Genomic DNA, 19,199 nt, shown 5'->3' with positions numbered 1-19,199 from the left:
GCAGCCCAACTTCAACCAACCCGAAAGGTCGCATGACGACCGGACCAGAAACGGGGTGAAGTCCCCTGTCCCCCTTCCTCGGCCAAATTAGTGGCCCAGTTTTAGGGGGCAATGACAGAGCGGAAGATCCACTTAGAAAACGGCTTCAACCTGTTCAGACAAACTGAGCCACCTCTCTGCGCCGAGATTTATGAGCGCGTGCAGGCCTTCCTCACCCGGCCGCTGGAGGGCGCCTGGCCCTAACTTTGGCTCGATGCCACCTACCTCAAGTTCCGCGATAGCGTACGGATCGTCAGTCGTGCCGTGACAATGGCCGTGGCTATGAACGAGGACGGCAAGCGGGAGGTTCTGGGCATCGCCAGCGATCCTTCCGAGGCCGAGACCTTCTGGACGTACTTCCTGCGTTCGCTGGCGGACCGCGGCCTGCGCGGCGTGAAGCTGATGATCGCCGACGATCACAAGGGCCTGCGGGCGGCTGCACGGCGGGTGTTCAATGCTACCCACCAGAGATGTCGTGTTCACTGGATGCGAAACGCGCTGGCACACGCCCCGGCCAAATAGTGCACGGCGGTGGCGGCGATGCTGAAGACGATCTTCGCTCAGGAGAGCAAGGCCGACGGCGAGGCCCAGTGGGACATCGTCGCCGACGCATTGCGCGAGAAGGTCGAAAAGCTCGGGACCTTCATGGATGTCTCCCGTGACAACGTCCTCACCTCCATAGACTTCCCCCGCGAGCACTGGGCCCGGATCGCCTCCACGAACCCACTTGAGCGGGTGAACCGCGAGATCAAGCGCAGGGCCGACGTGATTGGGATCTTTCCCAAAGACGGAGCCATCATCCGGCTCGTCAGAGCGCTGATGCTGGAGACCAACGACGAGTGGACCGTCGCGCGAAGGTGCGCGAAGGTACATGTCGCTTGAAACTCTCGCTCGCGTCACCGACGATCCAACCGTCAGGCTGCCCGCTGTGGCGACCTGATCAGCCTCGGACCTCTCCTAAGGTCGGCGCTCTTACACCATCCGGTGGGACACTATCGGACAGGGCGAATTCGTCAGCTCAGAAAGGCGTTCGCCGAAAGTCGAGTATTTCCATTAGCTTCAAGGCCCTTGGCACTCTTGATCCCGACATTTGGTAGCCAAAACACCCGGTTTTGGCTTCGTGACGCCCTACGGAACAAATTGTTCCCGGTTAGGCCTCAGCCGCACTTCGAATGCCCGCAACTCATGCAGGTCATGCAGCCCTCGACCATGCGCATCTCGTATTGCCCGCAGGACGGGCAGGCCTGGCCCTTGGGACGGTCTCCGACGACCATGCGTTCGGCTTCCGGGTCCGCCTTGAGTCCAAGCCCCTCGCCCTCGATGAAGCCGATCGAGACCATGTGACGCTCGATCACGCCGCCGATGGCCGCGAGGATCGACGGCACGTACTTTCCCTGCATCCAGGCCCCGCCGCGCGGGTCGAACACCGCCTTGAGTTCCTCGACCACGAAGGACACGTCTCCCCCGCGCCGGAACACGGCCGAGATCATCCGGGTCAGCGCCACGGTCCAGGCGAAATGCTCCATGTTCTTGGAGTTGATGAACACTTCGAACGGGCGGCGCGTGCCGTTCAGGATGATGTCATTGATCGTGATGTAGATCGCGTGCTCGCTGTCGGGCCACTTCACCTTGTAGGTGTGCCCCTCAAGCGATTGCGGCCGGTCGAGCGGCTCGCTCAGGTAGATGACATCGGCGCCCTGATCGGCCTCAGGGGTCTCCTCGGTGGTCTCGCTGACCGACAGCACGGAGCCCGTCACATCGTTCGGACGATAGGTGGTGCAGCCCTTGCAGCCCGAATCCCAGGCCTGCATGTAGACATCCTGGAAATCGTCGAAGCTGATGTCCTCGGGCACGTTGATCGTCTTGGAGATCGAGCTGTCCACCCATTTCTGGGCCGCCGCCTGCATCCGCACGTGATCGCCCGGGCTGAGCGTCTGGGCGTTGACGAAATGCTCCGGCAACTCGCGGTCGCCGAATCTGTCGCGCCACATCTGAACCGCGTAGTCGACCACTTCCTCTTCGGTCCGCGACCCGTCCTTCTGCAGTACCTTGCGGGTGTAGCTGTAGGCGAACACCGGCTCGATGCCGGAGGAGACGTTGCCGGCATAGAGGCTGATCGTGCCCGTGGGAGCGATCGAGGTCAGCAGCGCGTTGCGGATGCCATGCTTGCGGATTGCGTCGCGCACGTCCTCGTCCATGTGCTGGAGAGAACCGCTGGCGAGGTACTTTTCGGCGTCGAACAGCGGGAAGGCGCCTTTCTCCTTCGCCAATTGCACCGACGCCAGGTAGGCGGCGCGGGCGATCCGGTGCAACCAGCGCGAGGTCTGGCGCGCCGCCTCCTCGGAGCCGTAGCGCAGGCCCACCATGAGCAGCGCATCGGCAAGGCCGGTCACGCCAAGCCCGATCCGGCGCTTGGTGCGGGCCTCCTCGGCCTGTTGCGGCAGCGGGAAACGCGAGGCGTCGACCACGTTGTCCATCATGCGGACGGCGGTGGCGACCAACTCGTCCAGAGCCTCCTCGTCGATCTCGGCCTCGTCCTCGAACGGCGCCGTGACCAGGCGTGCGAGGTTGATCGAGCCCAGAAGGCAGGCGCCATAGGGCGGCAGGGGCTGCTCGCCGCAGGGATTGGTAGCGGAGATGGTCTCGCAATAGGCGAGGTTGTTCATCGCGTTGATGCGATCGATGAAGATCACGCCCGGCTCGGCGTAGTCATAGGTCGACTGCATGATGCGGTTCCACAGGTCACGCGCCCCGACCGTGTGATAGACCTTGCCGTCGAACACCAGCTCCCAGGGACCGTCGGCCTTCACGGCCTCCATGAAGGCGTCCGTCACCAGCACCGACATGTTGAACATGCGCAGCCGGGCCGGGTCGGACTTGGCGGTGATGAAGCTCTCGATATCGGGGTGATCGCAGCGCATCGTCGCCATCATCGCGCCGCGGCGCGAGCCGGCGGACATGATGGTGCGGCACATCGCGTCCCAGACGTCCATGAAGGACAGCGGGCCGGAGGCATCGGCGGCCACGCCTTTCACGTCGGCGCCGCGCGGGCGGATTGTCGAGAAATCGTAGCCGATCCCGCCGCCCTGCTGCATGGTCAGCGCGGCCTCCTTCAGCATGTCGAAGATCCCGCCCATGTTGTCGGGGATCGTGCCCATGACGAAGCAGTTGAACAGCGTCACGGTGCGCCCGGTGCCGGCGCCGGCGGTGATGCGCCCGGCGGGGAGGTACTTGAAATCCTCCAGCGCGGCATAAAACTGGTCTTCCCAGTGGGCGGAGTCCTTCTCCACCTCGGCGAGCGAGCGGGCGATCCGGCGCCAGCTATCCTCGACCGTCAGGTCCAGCGGCGTTCCTTCCGCGTTCTTGAAGCGGTATTTCATGTCCCAGATGGACTCGGCGATGGGGGCGGCAAAGCGGGTCATGTGGTATCCGATGGAGTGGAGATCTTCTGGTCGGATGCCAAATATAGCGAAACTGACCGGCGGCGACACCACATTCTTGATTTTCTGCGTCGCAAAATTCCGGTCGTGCCGCCCGGGGCGAAAAAGCCTTTCGAGATGACAGGCTTGGCGTGATCGGCGGCGCACCCGTCCGTCGCGGAAACGACCTGACGACACAGCCGACCGCGCCGTGCTGCCGGTGCCGGGAGAGGCCCGTGCCTCAGCTCGGCGCCTGGGCGATTCCGCGGGCGCTCAGCACCCAGGAGGAGAGCTCCGCCAGCAGGCTGCCCGATGCTGCCTCGTAGGCGGCGATGATCGTGGGCGTCGCGGTGTCGGGCACCGCCACGGCGCGCGTGAAGGTGCGGCTCGACAGGATCCGCGCGTCGTCCTCCCGCACGAGCCGGGCGACGAGGGTCATCCGTACGGTTCCGGTGTCGCCATCCGGCAGCACGTCGACGTGGAACTCGGTCAGGTTGCTCACCAGCGCCACGTCGCCCGAAAGCCCGAGCGGTTGCCGGCCGACATATCGGAACGCGCCCATGCGCTCGAAGCTCTCGACCAGGGCCGAGCGGATCATCGCCGGGGCGGTCTCGCTCCAGCGCGCGTCGGGAAGGTATTGCACCTGCGCCGAGGATGGCCGGACCAGGATCCGGTCGGTGTTGATGACACCGCTGGCGGTGGGCTCCTCGACGATAAAATCGATGCCCTGCGGCCCGCCCCGTGTCGCAGGCAGCGACTGGGGCGCGCGCAGCTCGTAGACGTCGAGCGGCGCGCTGGCCTGGTTTAGGGCGCCCACGGCCGAGCACCCGGCGAGAGCAAACAGGGCAAGGGCGGCGACCGTCAGGGGGCGGAGCATGGGCATCCTCATCGTCTGTAGACCGGTTCGTCCCGGCCGAGGAAATAGCGCGCGGGGTCGCGCTCGATCCTCTGGACGAGCTTGTCGAGATTGGTGACCAGATCGCGGGCCTGGCGGGCGAGGTGGGAGAACTGTGGCAGTCCCTCATTGCTGAAGGCGCGCAGCGGCGGGCCGATGCTGGCGGCGGTGCGGTTGACCTCGTCGAAGGCGGCGCTCGCGGCCTCGACCGTGCTGCGCAGCTCGGCGCTGATCACGGGCACGTCCTCTGTGACCTCGGCAATCGCCGCGTCCAGCCGGTCCAGCGTCTCGCGCAGGCGATCGCTCAGGGGGCCGATGTCTTCGGTCAGGAAGGCATCCGCCGAGGTGAATGCCTTGTCGGCGGCGGACAGCGCCGAGTCGCCGGTCTCGAGCGCGGTGTTCAGGTGCCCCAGCGTTTCGTTGGCATTGGTGAAGGTCTCGGTCACCGCGTCGACCGCGGTGCCGATCTCGGCCGAGATCGCGTCGGTGCGTCCCGCCGCGGCTGAAAGGTCCGCACCGACCGTCTCGACCACCCGGGCGGCGGTCTCGGTGGCGGTGCGGATGTCCTGCATGATCGCCGGCAGGTCCGTCTCGGCGATCTGCGCGGCGGAGTTGGCGACGCGGCTCGCCTCGGCCACGAAGGCGCGGGTCTCGCTCACCAGCTCGGTGCCGCTCTCTGTTACCAGCACATCGAAGTCCACAGCGGCGAGTTCGACCGCCTCCACCGCTGTCGAGATTTCGTCGAGCGTGGTTTCGGCCAGCGCCAATGTCTGCTCTGCGGTATCGATGAATTCCGTCGCGCGGCTCCCGGCAGTGCGGAATTCGGCCATCGTGTCGCTGGCGTCCCCGGCGACCTGGTCGAGCTGCTGGCGGAGGGTCTCGGTCGTCTGCTGGAGGTCGGCCACCAGGCTTGGCAGATCCTCGTTCATGAAGCGGTTCGCAGTGTCGAGCGCGGTCCGGCCGCTGTCGAGCGCGGCATCGCCTTTATCCAGCGTTCCCTCGGCACGGTGCGCGAAATCGGTGATGCTCTCCAGGGTCGTGTCTGCCGTGTTCAGAACGCTTGCGGTCGCCGCGGAGATTTCCTCCAGCTTGCCGGTGAAGGCGACGAGTTCGGAGCTCGATGTAGCGATCGTGTCGGCGACGGAGGAGAAATCGGCAAGCGTCTGCTCGAGGTTGGCGGAGGCGCTCTCCACGTTCTGCAGGATCGTGGCCACGCGTTCCTGGTTCTCCGTCCCGAGCAACTCGCCAAGCTGGCGGCTGACGGAGAGCACCTCCTCGACGATGGTCGGCGCGTCCTCGCTCAGCGTCTGAAGCACCGAGCGCCCGGACCGGATCAGCGGAATGGTCTGGTCCGAGCTGTCCGAAAGTAGCGGGTCCCGCGGATCGCCCGATGAAATGCCGACGAAGGAGACCCCGGTCACACCGAGCGACTCGATGGTGGCGACGCTGCTGGTGCGCACCGGCGTGTCGGCCGCGATCTCGACCCGCACCCGGACCTTGCCGCTCCTGTCCGGGGCCAGCCCGACATCCACGACCTGACCGACGGGGAAGCCGCTGAAGCGCACGTCGGACGCGTTCGACAGGCCCGAGACCGTCTCGAACTCGATGTCGAAGTAATCGTACTGCCGGTCGAGCTCCACCCGCGCGAACCAGACGAAGAACAGCAGCAGCCCGACGAAGCCCGCCAGGGTAAAAGCGCCGATCAGCACGTAGTTTGCACGGGTTTCCATGAGACTCGCTTAACCCTTTGTCGACGGCGCAGCAATTGCGCCGCGTGCCGCGCGTGCCCTCGGCCCCAGGAAATACTCCTTCACCCAGGGGTGATCGACCTCGGCCATCTCCTCCACGCTGCCGGTGACGAGCACGCGCTTCTCGGCCAGCACCGCCACCCGGTCGCAGACCGCATAGAGCGTGTCGAGATCATGGGTCACGAGAAACACCGTGATGCCGAGCGAGCGGGACAGGTCGCGGATCACCTCGTCGAAGGCGGCGGCGCCGATCGGGTCGAGCCCGGCGGTGGGCTCGTCGAGAAACACGATCTCCGGATCGAGCGCCAGCGCCCGCGCCAGGCCCGCGCGCTTGCGCATGCCGCCCGACAGTTCCGCGGGATACTTGTCGCCGGCGATCCAGGGCAGGCCCGAGAGCGAGATCTTGAGCCGCGCCAGCGCCTCGGTCAGTTCCGTCCCGAGCCCCGGGATCGCCTTGAGCGGCACCTCGACATTCTCCAGCACGGTAAGCGAGGAAAAAAGCGCCCCGTCCTGAAACATCACCCCGATCCGCTCGCTCAGGCCGCGCAGCTCGGCCTCGCTCGCCGTCTCCATGTCGGTGCCGAGCATCCGCACCGAGCCGGCCGCCGGCCGCTGCAGCCCGGCGATGGTGCGCAGCAGCACAGATTTGCCAGTACCCGAGCCGCCGACCACGCCGAGGATCTCCCCGCGATAGACATCGAGGTCGAGGTTCTCGTGCACCACGTGGCTACCGAACTGGTTGCGCAGGCCCCGGACCTCGATCACCGTTTCCGCCATGCTCACAACCCGATCTGCTGAAAGAAGATGGAGAAGATCGCGTCGGCGAGGATGACCGCGAAGATCGCCGCGACGACGGCGGAGGAGGTCATTCGCCCAAGTGACTCCGCCGTGCTTCCGACCTTGAGCCCCGCCTGGCAGCCGATCACGCCGATCAGGATGGCGAAGACCGGCGCCTTCACGAGGCCAACGAAGACGTTGGAGACATTCGTGCCTTCGACCAGCCGCGTGGCGAACATCGCGGGCGAGATGCCGAGCTCCACCCAGGACATCAGCGCGCCGCCGAAGAGGCCGGCGGCATCCGCGATCAGCCCCAGGATTGGCAGCATCAGCAAAAGCGCCAGCACGCGCGGCACGATCAGCGCGTGGCCGGGGTCGATGCCCAGGGTTCGCATGGCGTCGATCTCCTCGCGCATCTTCATCGAGCCGATCGCGGCGGTATAGGCCGAGGCAGTGCGGCCGGCGACGATGATCGCGGTCAGCAGCACGCCGAGTTCGCGCAGGATCGAGATCGCGATAAGGTCGACGACGAAGACCTCGGCGCCGAACTGGCGGAGCTGGGCCGAGCCCTGGAATGCCAGGACCACGCCGATCAGGAAGGACATCAGCGCCACGATCGGCACCGCCTGCAGGCCCACGGCCTCGCAATGGTGAACCAGCGCTGTGAGGCGGAACTCCCGCGGCCGGATGATGCTCTGGGCGACGCGGGCCAGGAACATCCCGAAGACGCCGGCGAATTCCGTGAGCAGGGCGCCCATGCCAACCACGCCCGCGCCGATCCGGCTCAGCAAGGCGGTCAGCCAGGGCGCGCCTGGCTCGGCCGGTTCGGGCGTGGGGCGGGCTTCGGTGACGGTCTCGATCACCTGCGCCGCGTTCGGCGCGGCACCGGTGACGGTGACCTCCGCCTGCCGGGCGTCGAACCGCTGGCGGGCGGAATCGATGGCCCAAGCGATGCTCGTGTCGATGCTTTCGGCGGAGGCGAGATCGAACTCGACCGGCCCCTCGCCATCGATCTCCCGAAGCGCCGCCTCAAGCGACGGCAGATCCCGCACCGTGAGCCGGCCCGAGAGTTCGACGCGGGTCCGCTCCGCCTCGCTGCGGATCTCGAAACTGCCTTGCCTGCGGTGGGTTTTCCTCTCCATGCCCCTTCCTCTCACAGAGCAGAGCGGCAGGGAACGGGGGAAACGCACTGCACGCGGCGCCCCGGCATGGGAACCCGGGGCGTGCGGCGATCGGGATCAGGCCTTCACGCGCTCGGAGCGCGGGTCGTACATCGGCTTGAGCGAGGCTTCCGCCGCCACCCGCACCCCGGCGACCTCTATCTCGAAACGCGAGGCCAGAAGCTCCGCCGGCGTCTCGCCGGGGCAGGGGACGTATCCCAGCCCGACAGCGCCACCCAGCGTGTGCCCGTAATTGCCCGAGGTCAGGTGGCCGACAACCACGCCGTCCCGCAGGATCGGCTCGGCGTGGTAGAGCAGTGGCTCCGGGTCGGTCAGGCGGAACTGCACCAGGCGCCGCTCCAGCCCGGCGTCCCGCTTGCGCAGCAGCGCGTCGCGGCCGATGAACTCCGGCTTGTCGCGCTTCACGGCAAACCCGAGCCCCGCTTCCAGGACGTGGTCCTCGCAGGTGATGTCGTGCCCGAAATGGCGGAAGGCCTTCTCGATCCGGCAGGAATCCATCATGTGCATGCCGCAGAGCTTCAGCCCGTGATCGGCGCCTGCCTCCCAGAGCGTCTCGAAGGCGTGGGCGGCCATGTCGGCAGAGACATAGACCTCCCAGCCCAGCTCGCCCACGTAGGTCACCCGGTGCACCCGCGCGAGGCCCATGCCCAGCTCGATCTGCTGCGCGGCGCCGAAGGGGTTCGCCTCGTTCGAGAAGTCGTTGGGCGAGACGGACTGGAGCAGGGCGCGCGCGTTCGGCCCCATTACCGCGAGCACCGCCTCGCCGGCGGTGACGTCGGTGATGACGACGCGGTGGTCGCCCACGTGGCGGCGCAGCCAGGTTTCGTCGGACAGCCGGGTCGCGGCCGGGGTGACGACGAGGTAGGCAGTCTCCGACAGGCGCGTCACGGTCACGTCGGCCTCGATCCCGGCGCGGCTGTTCAGGAACTGGGTGTAGACGATCTTGCCCACCGGCACCGAGTAATCGCCGCCGCCGACGTAGTTGAGGAAAGCCTCCGCGTCCGGCCCCTCGACGCGGAGCTTGCCGAAGGAGGACATGTCGTAGAGCCCGACCCTCTCGCGCACGGCGCGGTGCTCCGCGGCCGAATTCTCGAACCAGTTCTGGCGCTTCCAGCTGTAGCGATATTCGCCAGGCTCGCCCTCGTTCGCGAACCAGTTGGCCCGCTCCCAGCCGGCCAGTTCGCCAAAGACCGCGCCGCGCGCCTTGAGCTGTTCATGCAACGGCGTGCGGCGGACGCCGCGGGCCGTGGCCTTCTGCCGATAGGGGAAGTGGTCGGCATAGAGCAGGCCGAGCGTCTCCTTCGAGCGTTCGAACAGATAGTGCCTGTTGCCCTGAAAGGGCTGCATCCGCGAGATGTCGACGTCGCCGAGGTCGAACGGCTTCTCGCCCGTCTCCATCCAATCGGCCAGCGCCATCCCGGCGCCGCCTGCCGACTGGATGCCCACCGAGTTGAACCCGGCGGCGACCCAGACGTTGTCCATCTCGGGCGCAAGGCCGAGGTGATAGGCGTCGTCGGGCGTGAAGCTCTCGGGGCCGTTGAAGAAGGTCTGGATGCCGGCTTCGGCAAGCATCGGCAGCCGGTTCACCGCCATTTCGAGGATCGGCTCGAAATGATCGAAGTCCTCCGGCAACTGGTCGAACTCGAAGCTCTCGGGGATGCCATTCATCCCCCAAGGCTTGGCGTTCGGCTCGAAGGCGCCGAGAAGGATCGAGCCCGCGTCCTCCTTGTAATAGGCGCATTCATCCGGCACCCGCAGGACGGGCAATTGCTCGAGGCCGGGGATCTTGTCCGTGACGATGTAGAAATGCTCGCAGGCGTGCAGCGGCACGTTGGTGCCGGCCATGAGTCCGACCTCGTGCGCCCACATGCCGGCGCAGTTGACGACGTGATCGCAGGTGATCTCGCCCTCGCCCTCGGCGCTCTGCCAGTGCACGCCGGTCACCCGCCGGCCGTCCCTGCGCAGGCCGGTGACCTTGGTGCGTTCCAGCACCTGCGCGCCGCGCATCCGCGCGCCCTTGGCCAGCGCCAGCGCGATGTTCGATGGGTCGCCCTGGCCGTCCAGCGGCAGGTAGACGCCGCCGACCACGCCCTCGCAATTCAGGTACCCGTAGCGCGCCTGAACCTCCGTGGGCGAGATCGGCTCGACTTCCACGCCAAAGGCCCGCGCCATCGATGCCTGGCGCAGCAGTTCCTCCTGCCGCTCCGCCGTCAGCGCCACGGTGATCGAGCCGACCCGCTTGAAGCCGGTCGACATGCCGGTCTCCTCCTCAAGCGTGCCGTAGAGCTCCTGGCTGTAGCGGGCGAGCCGGGTCATGTTCTGCGTCGCGCGCAGCTGGGCGATCAGCCCGGCGGCGTGCCAGGTGGTGCCGGAGCAGAGTTGCTTGCGCTCGAGCAGCACGACGTCGGTCCAGCCGAGCTTGGTCAGGTGGTAGGCGACGGAGCAGCCGATGACCCCGCCTCCGATGATGACGACGCGGGCCTGCTTTGGGGGAAGAGGCATGAAGGTGGTTCCTCAGTAGACGGGCGGAGAAATGACCCAGATGGCGATGGCGGGGGAGTCGTAGGGGTTGGCCCAGCAGTAGCTTTGCTCGCGGATGCGGAAGCTGTCGCCGGCGGCAATGGTGAACTTCTGGTCGTCGAGCCAGATGTCGAGCTTGCCCGACGCCATCCAGACCACCTCCTGGGTCGGGCGGGCGACCGGGGTCATGCGGCTGGCGCCGGGCAGGAAGGTGGAGTGGATCACCTCGAAACTGTCGGTCAGGTCCGGCGAGATCAGCGTCTCGACCAGGCCGCCCTCGTTCTCGCCCATGACCCGCCGGGCCGAGGCGCGCACCACGCGGCCGCGCTCGGCCTCCGGCGCATCGGCATTGCCGAAGAACAGCGAGACGGGGACGTCGAACACCTTGGCGATGGCCTGCAGGTCGGACATGCGCGGCGTCGAGATGTCCCGCTCCACCTGGCTGACCCAGCCGACGGAGCGTCCGAGCGCACCGGCGAGCTCTTCCAGCGTCATCTTGCGCGAGGTCCGCAGGGCGCGGAGGTCCTTTCCAAGGGTATCGTTGCCGCTCATGGCTGATCCGCTCTCATGAAATTTTCGACCAAAATTTCACAGAGTGGGTGTGCGGCTGTCAATCGGGATTCTGCAGCGCAGTGCAGAAATCGCCCCCGGAAGGGCCGCGGCGCGCCCGGAGGCGCGCCGCGTTGAGCACTCTAGAGAAGCGTCTCGAACAGCTTCCGAGTATTTTCATAGGTCATTTCGACCGGATTGCCGCCGGTGCTCGGATCGTTCAGCGCGGATTTCGTCAGCGCGTCGAGATCCGGGTCCGTGACGCCAAGCTCGGTCAGCGTCCGGGGGATGCCCAGCGAGGCGTTGAGTTCGTCCACATATGCGCAGAACCCGTCGAACCCGCCGTCAATGCCCAGATAGGCCGCCGCCTGGCCGAGGATGCCCTCGCAGGGCGCGCGGTTGAACTGCAGCACCGCGGGCATGCAGACAGCGTTGGTGGTGCCGTGATGGGTGTGGTGCACCGCGCCGATCGGGTGGCTCAGCGCATGAATCGCCCCGAGCCCCTTCTGGAACGCGGTCGCGCCCATCGCGGCGGCCGACATCATGTGCGCCCGCGCCTCGAGGTCGGTGCCGTCCGCATAGGCGCGGGGCAGGTGCTCCTTGACCAGCCGCATCCCTTCGAGCGCGATGCCCTGGCTCATCGGGTGGTAATGCGGCGAGCAGAAGGCTTCCACGCAATGCGCGAAGGCGTCGAGCCCGGTGCCGGCGGTGATGAATTTCGGCATCCCGACCGTCAGTTCCGGATCGCAGATCACCACCGAGGGCAGCATCTTCGGGTGGAAGATGATCTTCTTCTCGTGGGTCTCGGAATTGGTGATGATGCTGGCGCGGCCGACCTCGGAGCCGGTGCCGGCGGTGGTCGGCACGGCCACGATCGGGTGGATGCCCGCGGGGTCGGCACGGGTCCACCAGTCTCCGACATCCTCGAAATCCCACAGCGGGCGAGACTGCCCGGCCATGAAGGCGAGTGTCTTGGCAAGGTCGAGGCCCGAGCCGCCGCCAAAGGCGACAACGCCGTCGAAGCCGCCTTCGCGATAGACCTTCAGCCCGGCCTCGACGTTCTTGTCGGAGGGGTTCGGGTCGACCTCGGAAAACATCGCCCGCCCGAGACCGTCCTCGTTCAGCAGGTCCAGCGTGTGGGTGGTGATCGCCATGCTGGCAAGCCCGCGGTCGGTGACCAGCAGCGGCCTGGTGATGCCGGCGGCGGCGCAGGCATCGGCGATCTCGGTGATCCGTCCGGCGCCAAAGCGGACCGGGGTGGGATAGTTCCAGTTTCCAACCAGTTTCATGGCGGTCAGGCTTTCTTGAGGTGGTAGGATTTCGGACGGGTGAGGGCGTGGAAGCCCAGTACCGACAGGCCGGCGCCGCGGCCGGTGTCCTTGCAGCCGGTCCAGCAGAGCGCCGGGTCGAGATAGTCGCAGCGGTTCATGAAGACGGTGCCGGTCTGGAGCCGCTTGCCGATGGCGTTCGCGGCGGCGGTGTCGGCCGTCCAGATCGAACAGGTCAGGCCGAACACGCTGTCGTTCATCAGCGCGATCGCCTCCTCGTCGTCCTTGACCGGCATGATGCCGACGACGGGGCCGAAAGTCTCGTCGCGCATCACCCGCATGTCGTGGGTGACGTTGGTCAGGATCTGCGGGCTGAGATAGGTGCCGCCGTCATCCGCCGGGCTGGCCGGGATATGGGCCACGGCGCCGGCTTCGAGCGCCTCGGCCACCTGCGCGCGCACTTCGTTTGCGAAGCGGACGTTGGCCATCGGGCCGATGGTGGTCTCCGGGTCCAGCGGGTTCCCGAGCTTGTAGCCCTTCACGATTTCAACGCATTTCTCGAGGAAGGCGTCGAAGACGCTTTCGTCCACGTAGATCCGCTCGATCCCGCAGCAGCACTGGCCGGAGTTGAACATCGCCCCGTCGATCAGTGTCTCTGCCGCGGCAGTGATATCGGAATCGGCCCGCACGTAGCCCGGGTCCTTGCCGCCAAGCTCGGTCGAGACGGCGGTGAAGGTGCCAGCGGCGGCGCGTTCCATTGCCTGCCCACCGCCGACTGAACCGGTGAAATTCACGAAGTCGAAGGCGCGGCCGGCGATCAGCGCGGAGGTGGTGTCGTGGTCGAGGAAGACGTTCTGGAACACGTCCTCGGGGATGCCCGCGGCGTGGAAGGCCTCGGCCATCCTCTCGCCCACGAGCGGGGTCTGCGCCGCGTGCTTCAGCACCACGGTGTTGCCGGCAATCAGCGCCGGTGCGATGGTGTTGATCGCGGTCATGTAAGGGTAGTTCCAGGGCGCGACCACGAGAACCACGCCATGCGGCTCGCGCTCGATCTTGCGCAGGAATTTGTCGCTGTCCTCGATGACGATCGGGGCGAGCGCCTGCTCGGCGATGTCGGCCATGTAGGTGGCGCGTTCGTTGAAACCTCCGAACTCGCCGCCATAGCGGACCGGGCGGCCCATCTGGTGCGCCAGTTCCACGGCCATGCGGTCGGTGGTCTTGCCCACTTCGGCCACGGCAGCGCGGACGAGCGCGATGCGCTCGGCCATCGGGCGGGCGGCCCAGGCGGGTTGTGCGGCGCGGGCGCGGGCGGCGGCGTAAAAGGCGTCGTCCCGGCTCAGCACGGGACGTTCGGCATAGACCGATCCGTCGATCGGCGAGATGCATTTCACGGTTTTTGTCATGGCTCTTCCAGTTCAGCCGTTGTGAGTGGCCCGGCCCCGCGGCAGGGGCTGGGCAGATGGGTCAGGCGCCCTCGAAGCCGCGCGAGAGTTCCCAGTCGGTCACCACGCGGTCGAAGGCTTCCTGCTCGACCTCGGCGCAGCGGGTGTAATGGTCGACGACGAAATCGCCCATCGCCTCCCTGAGCATCGCGGAGTTGCGAAGGGTCTCGGTCGCGTCGCGCAGCGTGTGGGGGATCTCGCCGGCGTCGCTGTCCTCGTAGATGTCGCCGACGGTGGCGGGGGGCAGCTCCAGCTTCTCCTCGATCCCTTTAATCCCGGCGGCCAGAAAGGCGGCCTGGGCGAGATAGGGGTTCATGTCGGAGCCGGCGATACGGCATTCCATGCGCACGCCCTTCGTGCCCTCGCCGCAGAGCCGGAAACCCGCGGTGCGGTTGTCCACCGACCATGCGGTCTTGGTGGGGGCGAAGGTACCCTTCACGAAGCGTTTGTAGCTGTTCACGTAGGGCGCCATGAAGTAGGTATAGTCGGGCGCATAGCGCAGCAGGCCGGCGCAGAAGTTGCGCATCAGGTCCGACATGCCATGCGGCGCCCTGGCGTCGTAGAACGCAGGCTCGCTGCCGTTCCAGAGCGACATGTGCACGTGGCTGGCGCTTCCGACCTTGTCGTGGTGCCACTTGGGTAGGAAGCTCGCTGCGTGGCCGTGGGCCCAGGCGATCTCCTTGGTCGCATGCTTGGCGATGGTGTGGTGATCGGCGCAGGCCAGCGCATCGGCATAGCGGATGTTGAGCTCTTCCTGGCCGGTCTCGGCCTCGCCCTTGGTGTTTTCCACCGGAATGCCTGCGGCGACGAGGTGGTTGCGCAGCGGGCGCATGACCACCTCGTCGCGGCCGCTGAGAAGGATGTTGTAGTCGGCGTTGTGCCCGGAGAGCGTCTCCAGGTCGCGGTAGCCGGACTTGCGGATCTCCTCGAAGCTCTTCTCGAAGAGGAAGAACTCCAGCTCGGTCGCCATCATCGGGATCAGGCCGAGGGCCTCGAGCCGGGCGATCTGCGCTTTCAGAACCTGCCGTGGACCATGTGGCACCGGCTCGTGGCTGTCGTGATCGAGGATGTCACAGAGAACCATCGCCGTTGCTTCGAGCCAGGGCACCGGGCGGATTGTGCTCAGATCCGGCTTCATCACGTAGTCGCCGTAGCCGGCGGCCCAGGAGGTGGAGGCGTAGCCGTTGGGCGTCGCCATCTCGAGGTCGGTCGCCAGCAGGTAGTTGCAGCAATGGGTCTCTTCCCAGGCATGGTCCACGAAGTTCCGTGCATGAAAGCGCTTGCCCATGAGCCGGCCCTGCATGTCGACCTGGCAGACCAGGACGGTGTCGATGGAGCCGTCGTCGACGGCGGCTTTCAGGGCGTCGAAAGTGAGCGGGGCGGGCATGTTCGTCCTCTTGTCAATCGGCGACCGGCCCCGAGGGGCCGGTCATTTTCCTATTGTCGGGTCGGCCCTTGCGGGCCGATCCCTCCTGTGGTCGCGGGCTCAGCCGTAGCGGTAGGGCCGGCCGGCCTTCTGCATGTCGGCGTTGTACTTCTTGATGATCTCCACGACCTTGGCCTTGGTCTCGGATTCCGCGGCTATCTCGTCCCAGAAGGCGACGGCGGCTTCCTCGACGGTCGCCCATTCGGCATCGGGGATCGTGGTGAGCTGCATCTTGTCGCCGTTGACGCGCAGGCTGGCCTCGCCGCCCCAGTACCACCACTGGCGGTAGTAATGCGACTGGTCGCAGCAGACGCGGAACAGTGTCTGCAGATCCTCGGGCAGCTCGTTCCAGCGGTCCATGTTGGCGAAGAAGCTGCCGGCCCAGGCGCCGGAGATGTTGTTGGTGAGGAAGTAGTTGGTCACGTCGGCCCAGCCGACCGTGTAATCCTCGGTGATGCCCGACCAAGCGATACCGTCCAGCTCGCCGGTCTGCACGGCGACCTCGATGTCCTCCCAGGGCAGGGTCACCGGGACCACGCCGAACTGGGTCAGGAAGCGGCCGGCGGTGGGGAAGGTGAAGACCCGCTTGCCCTGCAGGTCGGCCAGCGAGTTGATCGGATCCTTGGTGGCGAAGTGGCAGGGATCCCAGGCGCCGGCGGAGATGTGCTTGACCCCGACCTTGGAATACTCGGCATCCCAGATCTCGTTCAGCCCGTACTGGTTGAACAGCACAGGCACGTCGAGCGAGTAGCGCGAGGCGAAGGGGAAGTAGCCGCCGAACACCGTCACCTCGGTGGGCGAGGCCATCGAGTCGTCATCGGACTGCACGGCGTCGATGGTGCCGCGCTGGAGCGCCTGGAACAGCTCGCCCGTGGGCACGAGCTGGTCGGCGTAGAACAGCTCGATCTGCATCCGGTCGCCGGCGATGGTGTTGAACATCTTGATCGCCGGGTCGATTACGTGCTCGGCGAGGGCCGGGCCGGCATAGGTCTGCATCCGCCACGTGATCGTGGATTGCGCGAGCGCCGGCGTCGCCAGCACCGCTCCGGGCGCCAGCGCGGCGGAGCCTTTCAGGAAATTCCGTCTCGTCGTCATGTCCAACCTCCTGTTGGTTTCCTAGGGTTGTCGCCCCGTTTTCGGGGTCTGGTGGTTACTTCGAATAGACGTACTCGGGCAGCCAGAGCGCGATCTGGGGGAAGACCATCACCAGCGTCAGCGCGCCGACCATCACGAAGACGAAGGGAATGATCGAGACATAGATGTCCTTGAGCCGGATCTCGGGCGGCGCCATCGCGCGCATCAGGAACAGGTTATAGCCGAAGGGCGGGGTCATGTAGGCGATCTGCGTGGTTATGGTGTAGAGCACACCATACCATATCAGGTCGAAGCCGAGCGCCTTGACCAGCGGCACGTAGAGCGGTGCGACGATCACCAGCATCGCGGTGTCGTCGAGGAAGGTGCCCATAAGGATGAAGCTCAGCTGCATCAGGATCAGGATCATCCACGGGGAAAGCCCGAGCTTCTCGGTGAAGACGCTCTCGATCGCCTTGACCGCGCCGAGCCCGTCGAACACAGCGCCGAAGGCGAGGGCGGCGAGGATGATCCACATGAACATGCAGGTGATGCCAAGGGTGGCGCGCACCGAATGCTCGAAGACCTCCCAGGTCATACGGCGCTTCACCACGGCCGCGAGAAACGCGGCGAGCGCCCCGATGGCGGAGCTTTCGACGAGCGAGGTCCAGCCGTTGACGAAAGGCACCATCATCGCCGCGAAGATGAAGATCGGCAGCAGACCGGCACGCAGTAGCGCCAGCTTCTCCGACATCGGGATGTCGCGGTCCTCCTCCGGCAAAACCGGGCCGAGCGAGGGCTGGAGCCGGCAGCGCAGGGCAATGTAGATGACGAACATCGCGGCCATCATCAACCCCGGGACGACGCCGGCGAGCCAGAGCTGGCCGACCGGCTGGCGCGCGATCATTGCGTAGAGCACGAGCACGACGGAGGGCGGTACGAGGATACCGAGCGAGGAGCCGGCCTGGATCACGCCCGTCACCATCTGCTTGTCGTAGCCGCGCTTCAGCAGCTCCGGCAGCGCGATGGTGGCGCCGATCGCCATGCCGGCGACCGACAGACCGTTCATCGCCGAGATCAGCACCATCAATCCGATGGTCCCGATAGCGAGACCGCCGCGCAGGCCGCCCATCCAGACGTGGAACATCTTGTAGAGGTCGTCCGCGATGCGGCTGTTGCTGAGGATGTACCCCATGAAGATGAACATCGGCAGGGTCAGCAGCGGATACCATTTCATCAGCTTCATCGCGGCCGAGAAGCCGAGGTCGTATCCCCCGCGGTCGCCCCACAGGAAGTAGGCGGAGATGACGGCAACGAAGCCGATGGCGCCGAAGACGCGCTGCCCGGTGAGCAGCATCAGCATCATCGAGGAGAACATCAGGATGGCGATCATGTCGTAGGACATCAGATCTGCTCCTCGCGCGGGTAGGGCACGCCCTTGAGGCGCAGGATGTCCTTGAGCAGTTCCGAGATCGCCTGCAGCAGCATCAGGAAGATGCCGGTGACCATGATCACCTTGATCGGCCACAGATAGGGACGCCAGGCGGTGGGGCTGCGCTCGCCGCCGTACTGGAACGAGTAGATCGTGCTGTCGATCCCGCCCCAGAGCAGGAAGCCGAGGTAGGTGATCAGGAACAGCACGGTGATCGCGTCGATCTGGCTTTTGCGGCGGTTGCTCCATTCGCCGTAGAGCAGGTCCATCCGCACGTTGGAGCCCATCTGGATCGAGTAGGGGCCGCCGAGCATGTAATAGGCGACCATGGCGAATTGCGCCATTTCCAGCGTCCAGAGCGATGGCAGGAAGAAAGTCTTGGAGATCGAGGACCAAAGCAGGATGCCCATCATCACGAAGATGCCGTACATCACGATCCGGCCGATGATGCGGTTCATTCCGTCTATGAGGCGTATGTAGCGTCTGGCGAATTCCATGTCCGGCCCGTTCGTCTTCCTGCCTGTCAGTCCGTTGTGGTCTCTGCGGTGGCCGGCGCGGCCGTATCAGCGAGCAGGGGAGGGGTGATCTCCCGCAGCATGCCGGCCAGTTCTGCTGCCACCCTGTGCACGCCCGACGGCGTGTCGATGAGGTCGTTGCGCACCTCGATCATCACGTTGGAGAGGCCTCGCGCGACCCCGTGGTCCCGCAAGGTATGGGTAACCCCGTCGCTCGCGGCGTAGGGCGCGTTGAGCGCCGTGGTCATCCCGGTGTGACGGCTGGCGATCGCCATCATCGCGTCGGCCATCCGCGCGTCGGCGTCATGCAGCAGGCCCAGCTCGACCTCGCGTGGGCGACCCATGTACACGGGCGTGAAACTGTGGATCGTCACCAGCAGGGCAGGCCCCTTGCGCCGGTCGAGCGTGCTGGTCAGTTCCTTGCGGAAGGGGGCGTAGATCTCGCTGGCGCGTTGTTCGCGGGCGGCAGCGGTCAAGTCCCGGTTGCCGGGAATCTCGAAACGCTCGCTCCGGGCGGGGACGGAGTCGAGGGCCTCGGGCGGGCGGTTGCAATCGTAGACCAGCCGGGAGACCCGCGCGGCGACAAGTGGCGCGTCGAGCTCCGCCATCAGTTCGACAGCCAGGTCGCGGGCGCCGATGTCCCAGGCGGCGTGGGAATGCTTGGCTTCCTCGTCCAGCCCAAGCTCGCCCAGGGCGGCCGGGATGAAGCGCGAGGCATGTTCGCAGACCAGCACGAAGTCACCACCGCCGCCCGCATTCAGGGTGCGGACGGGCGGGCCTTCTTTCGGCCCGAGCAGGGATGACTCGGTCGTTTGGATCATGGTTCCCATTGGTCAGACCCGTTCCTGACCTGTCAACAAGATTTCTGTAGACATCGTTACAGGGCGATCCTAGCCTGTAAAATATGTTATGAACGC

14 protein-coding genes and 1 pseudogene are annotated in these 19,199 nt (G+C 66.1%); 1 reads left to right on the top strand and 14 read right to left on the bottom strand.

The window, feature by feature from the left end:
• Positions 1-174 precede the first annotated feature (174 nt).
• Positions 175-979: pseudogene (locus ACFQ2S_RS19425) on the top strand (IS256 family transposase); the annotation flags it as partial.
• Between the two features lie 217 nt (positions 980-1,196).
• On the opposite strand, the gene ACFQ2S_RS19420 reads toward ACFQ2S_RS19425, so the two are convergent.
• The 14 genes from ACFQ2S_RS19420 to ACFQ2S_RS19355 all read right to left on the bottom strand — a co-directional run bounded on the left by ACFQ2S_RS19420 (position 1,197) and on the right by ACFQ2S_RS19355 (position 19,103).
• On the bottom strand, positions 1,197-3,461 hold the full coding sequence (locus tag ACFQ2S_RS19420) for an adenosylcobalamin-dependent ribonucleoside-diphosphate reductase (RefSeq protein WP_386077036.1): 2,265 nt from the start codon (positions 3,459-3,461) through the stop codon (positions 1,197-1,199).
• Positions 3,462-3,699: 238 nt separating this feature from the next.
• Positions 3,700-4,335, bottom strand: coding sequence for an ABC-type transport auxiliary lipoprotein family protein (locus ACFQ2S_RS19415; RefSeq protein ID WP_386077034.1), 636 nt, complete (start codon positions 4,333-4,335; stop codon positions 3,700-3,702).
• An 8-nt stretch (positions 4,336-4,343) separates the two neighbouring features.
• A complete protein-coding gene (locus ACFQ2S_RS19410) occupies positions 4,344-6,083 on the bottom strand; it encodes an MCE family protein (protein WP_386077032.1) in 1,740 nt (579 codons plus the stop codon).
• A gap of 9 nt (positions 6,084-6,092) precedes the next feature.
• Positions 6,093-6,878, bottom strand: a complete 786-nt coding sequence (locus ACFQ2S_RS19405; protein WP_386077044.1) for an ABC transporter ATP-binding protein — start codon at positions 6,876-6,878, stop codon at positions 6,093-6,095.
• Between the two features lie 2 nt (positions 6,879-6,880).
• A complete protein-coding gene (locus tag ACFQ2S_RS19400; RefSeq protein ID WP_386077031.1) occupies positions 6,881-8,020 on the bottom strand; it encodes an MlaE family lipid ABC transporter permease subunit in 1,140 nt (379 codons plus the stop codon).
• A 96-nt stretch (positions 8,021-8,116) separates the two neighbouring features.
• Positions 8,117-10,561: a GcvT family protein gene (locus ACFQ2S_RS19395; RefSeq protein WP_386077030.1), complete on the bottom strand. Its 2,445-nt coding sequence runs from the start codon at positions 10,559-10,561 to the stop codon at positions 8,117-8,119.
• Positions 10,562-10,573: 12 nt separating this feature from the next.
• On the bottom strand, positions 10,574-11,131 hold the full coding sequence (locus ACFQ2S_RS19390; RefSeq protein WP_386077029.1) for a helix-turn-helix domain-containing protein: 558 nt from the start codon (positions 11,129-11,131) through the stop codon (positions 10,574-10,576).
• Between the two features lie 140 nt (positions 11,132-11,271).
• A complete protein-coding gene (locus ACFQ2S_RS19385; RefSeq protein WP_386077028.1) occupies positions 11,272-12,417 on the bottom strand; it encodes an iron-containing alcohol dehydrogenase in 1,146 nt (381 codons plus the stop codon).
• 5 nt (positions 12,418-12,422) lie between these two features.
• Positions 12,423-13,799 carry an aldehyde dehydrogenase family protein gene (locus tag ACFQ2S_RS19380; protein ID WP_386077026.1) on the bottom strand — a complete coding sequence of 459 codons (1,377 nt, stop codon included), beginning with the start codon at positions 13,797-13,799 and terminating at the stop codon, positions 12,423-12,425.
• A gap of 61 nt (positions 13,800-13,860) precedes the next feature.
• On the bottom strand, positions 13,861-15,225 hold the full coding sequence (locus tag ACFQ2S_RS19375) for a glutamine synthetase family protein (RefSeq protein WP_386077025.1): 1,365 nt from the start codon (positions 15,223-15,225) through the stop codon (positions 13,861-13,863).
• A gap of 99 nt (positions 15,226-15,324) precedes the next feature.
• Positions 15,325-16,359: a twin-arginine translocation signal domain-containing protein gene (locus tag ACFQ2S_RS19370; RefSeq protein WP_386077023.1), complete on the bottom strand. Its 1,035-nt coding sequence runs from the start codon at positions 16,357-16,359 to the stop codon at positions 15,325-15,327.
• 55 nt (positions 16,360-16,414) lie between these two features.
• Positions 16,415-17,740, bottom strand: a complete 1,326-nt coding sequence (locus ACFQ2S_RS19365; protein ID WP_089230526.1) for a TRAP transporter large permease — start codon at positions 17,738-17,740, stop codon at positions 16,415-16,417.
• Positions 17,740-18,264 carry a TRAP transporter small permease subunit gene (locus tag ACFQ2S_RS19360; RefSeq protein WP_089230527.1) on the bottom strand — a complete coding sequence of 175 codons (525 nt, stop codon included), beginning with the start codon at positions 18,262-18,264 and terminating at the stop codon, positions 17,740-17,742. The genes ACFQ2S_RS19365 and ACFQ2S_RS19360 overlap by 1 nt, the downstream gene beginning before the upstream one ends.
• A 26-nt stretch (positions 18,265-18,290) precedes the next feature.
• The gene (locus tag ACFQ2S_RS19355; RefSeq protein ID WP_386077021.1) at positions 18,291-19,103 is read right to left on the bottom strand and encodes an N-formylglutamate amidohydrolase; all 813 of its coding nucleotides are present in this window, start codon (positions 19,101-19,103) and stop codon (positions 18,291-18,293) included.
• Positions 19,104-19,199 lie beyond the last annotated feature (96 nt).

It is taken from the genome of Tropicimonas aquimaris, assembly GCF_042676185.1.
Classification (GTDB): domain Bacteria; phylum Pseudomonadota; class Alphaproteobacteria; order Rhodobacterales; family Rhodobacteraceae; genus Tropicimonas; species Tropicimonas aquimaris.
Note: the sequence above shows the minus strand (reverse complement) of the source record. Positions and strands in the feature narration are given on the sequence as shown.

Excerpts from the sequence above, each read along its gene's own strand:
- ACFQ2S_RS19420 (WP_386077036.1), bottom strand. The coding sequence starts at position 3,461 with ATGACCCGCTTTGCCGCCCCCATCGCCGAGTCCATCTGGGACATGAAA.
- ACFQ2S_RS19415 (WP_386077034.1), bottom strand. The coding sequence starts at position 4,335 with ATGCTCCGCCCCCTGACGGTCGCCGCCCTTGCCCTGTTTGCTCTCGCC.
- ACFQ2S_RS19410 (WP_386077032.1), bottom strand. The coding sequence starts at position 6,083 with ATGGAAACCCGTGCAAACTACGTGCTGATCGGCGCTTTTACCCTGGCG.
- ACFQ2S_RS19405 (WP_386077044.1), bottom strand. The coding sequence starts at position 6,878 with ATGGCGGAAACGGTGATCGAGGTCCGGGGCCTGCGCAACCAGTTCGGT.
- ACFQ2S_RS19400 (WP_386077031.1), bottom strand. The coding sequence starts at position 8,020 with ATGGAGAGGAAAACCCACCGCAGGCAAGGCAGTTTCGAGATCCGCAGC.
- ACFQ2S_RS19395 (WP_386077030.1), bottom strand. The coding sequence starts at position 10,561 with ATGCCTCTTCCCCCAAAGCAGGCCCGCGTCGTCATCATCGGAGGCGGG.
- ACFQ2S_RS19390 (WP_386077029.1), bottom strand. The coding sequence starts at position 11,131 with ATGAGCGGCAACGATACCCTTGGAAAGGACCTCCGCGCCCTGCGGACC.
- ACFQ2S_RS19385 (WP_386077028.1), bottom strand. The coding sequence starts at position 12,417 with ATGAAACTGGTTGGAAACTGGAACTATCCCACCCCGGTCCGCTTTGGC.
- ACFQ2S_RS19380 (WP_386077026.1), bottom strand. The coding sequence starts at position 13,799 with ATGACAAAAACCGTGAAATGCATCTCGCCGATCGACGGATCGGTCTAT.
- ACFQ2S_RS19375 (WP_386077025.1), bottom strand. The coding sequence starts at position 15,225 with ATGCCCGCCCCGCTCACTTTCGACGCCCTGAAAGCCGCCGTCGACGAC.
- ACFQ2S_RS19370 (WP_386077023.1), bottom strand. The coding sequence starts at position 16,359 with ATGACGACGAGACGGAATTTCCTGAAAGGCTCCGCCGCGCTGGCGCCC.
- ACFQ2S_RS19365 (WP_089230526.1), bottom strand. The coding sequence starts at position 17,740 with ATGTCCTACGACATGATCGCCATCCTGATGTTCTCCTCGATGATGCTG.
- ACFQ2S_RS19360 (WP_089230527.1), bottom strand. The coding sequence starts at position 18,264 with ATGGAATTCGCCAGACGCTACATACGCCTCATAGACGGAATGAACCGC.
- ACFQ2S_RS19355 (WP_386077021.1), bottom strand. The coding sequence starts at position 19,103 with ATGATCCAAACGACCGAGTCATCCCTGCTCGGGCCGAAAGAAGGCCCG.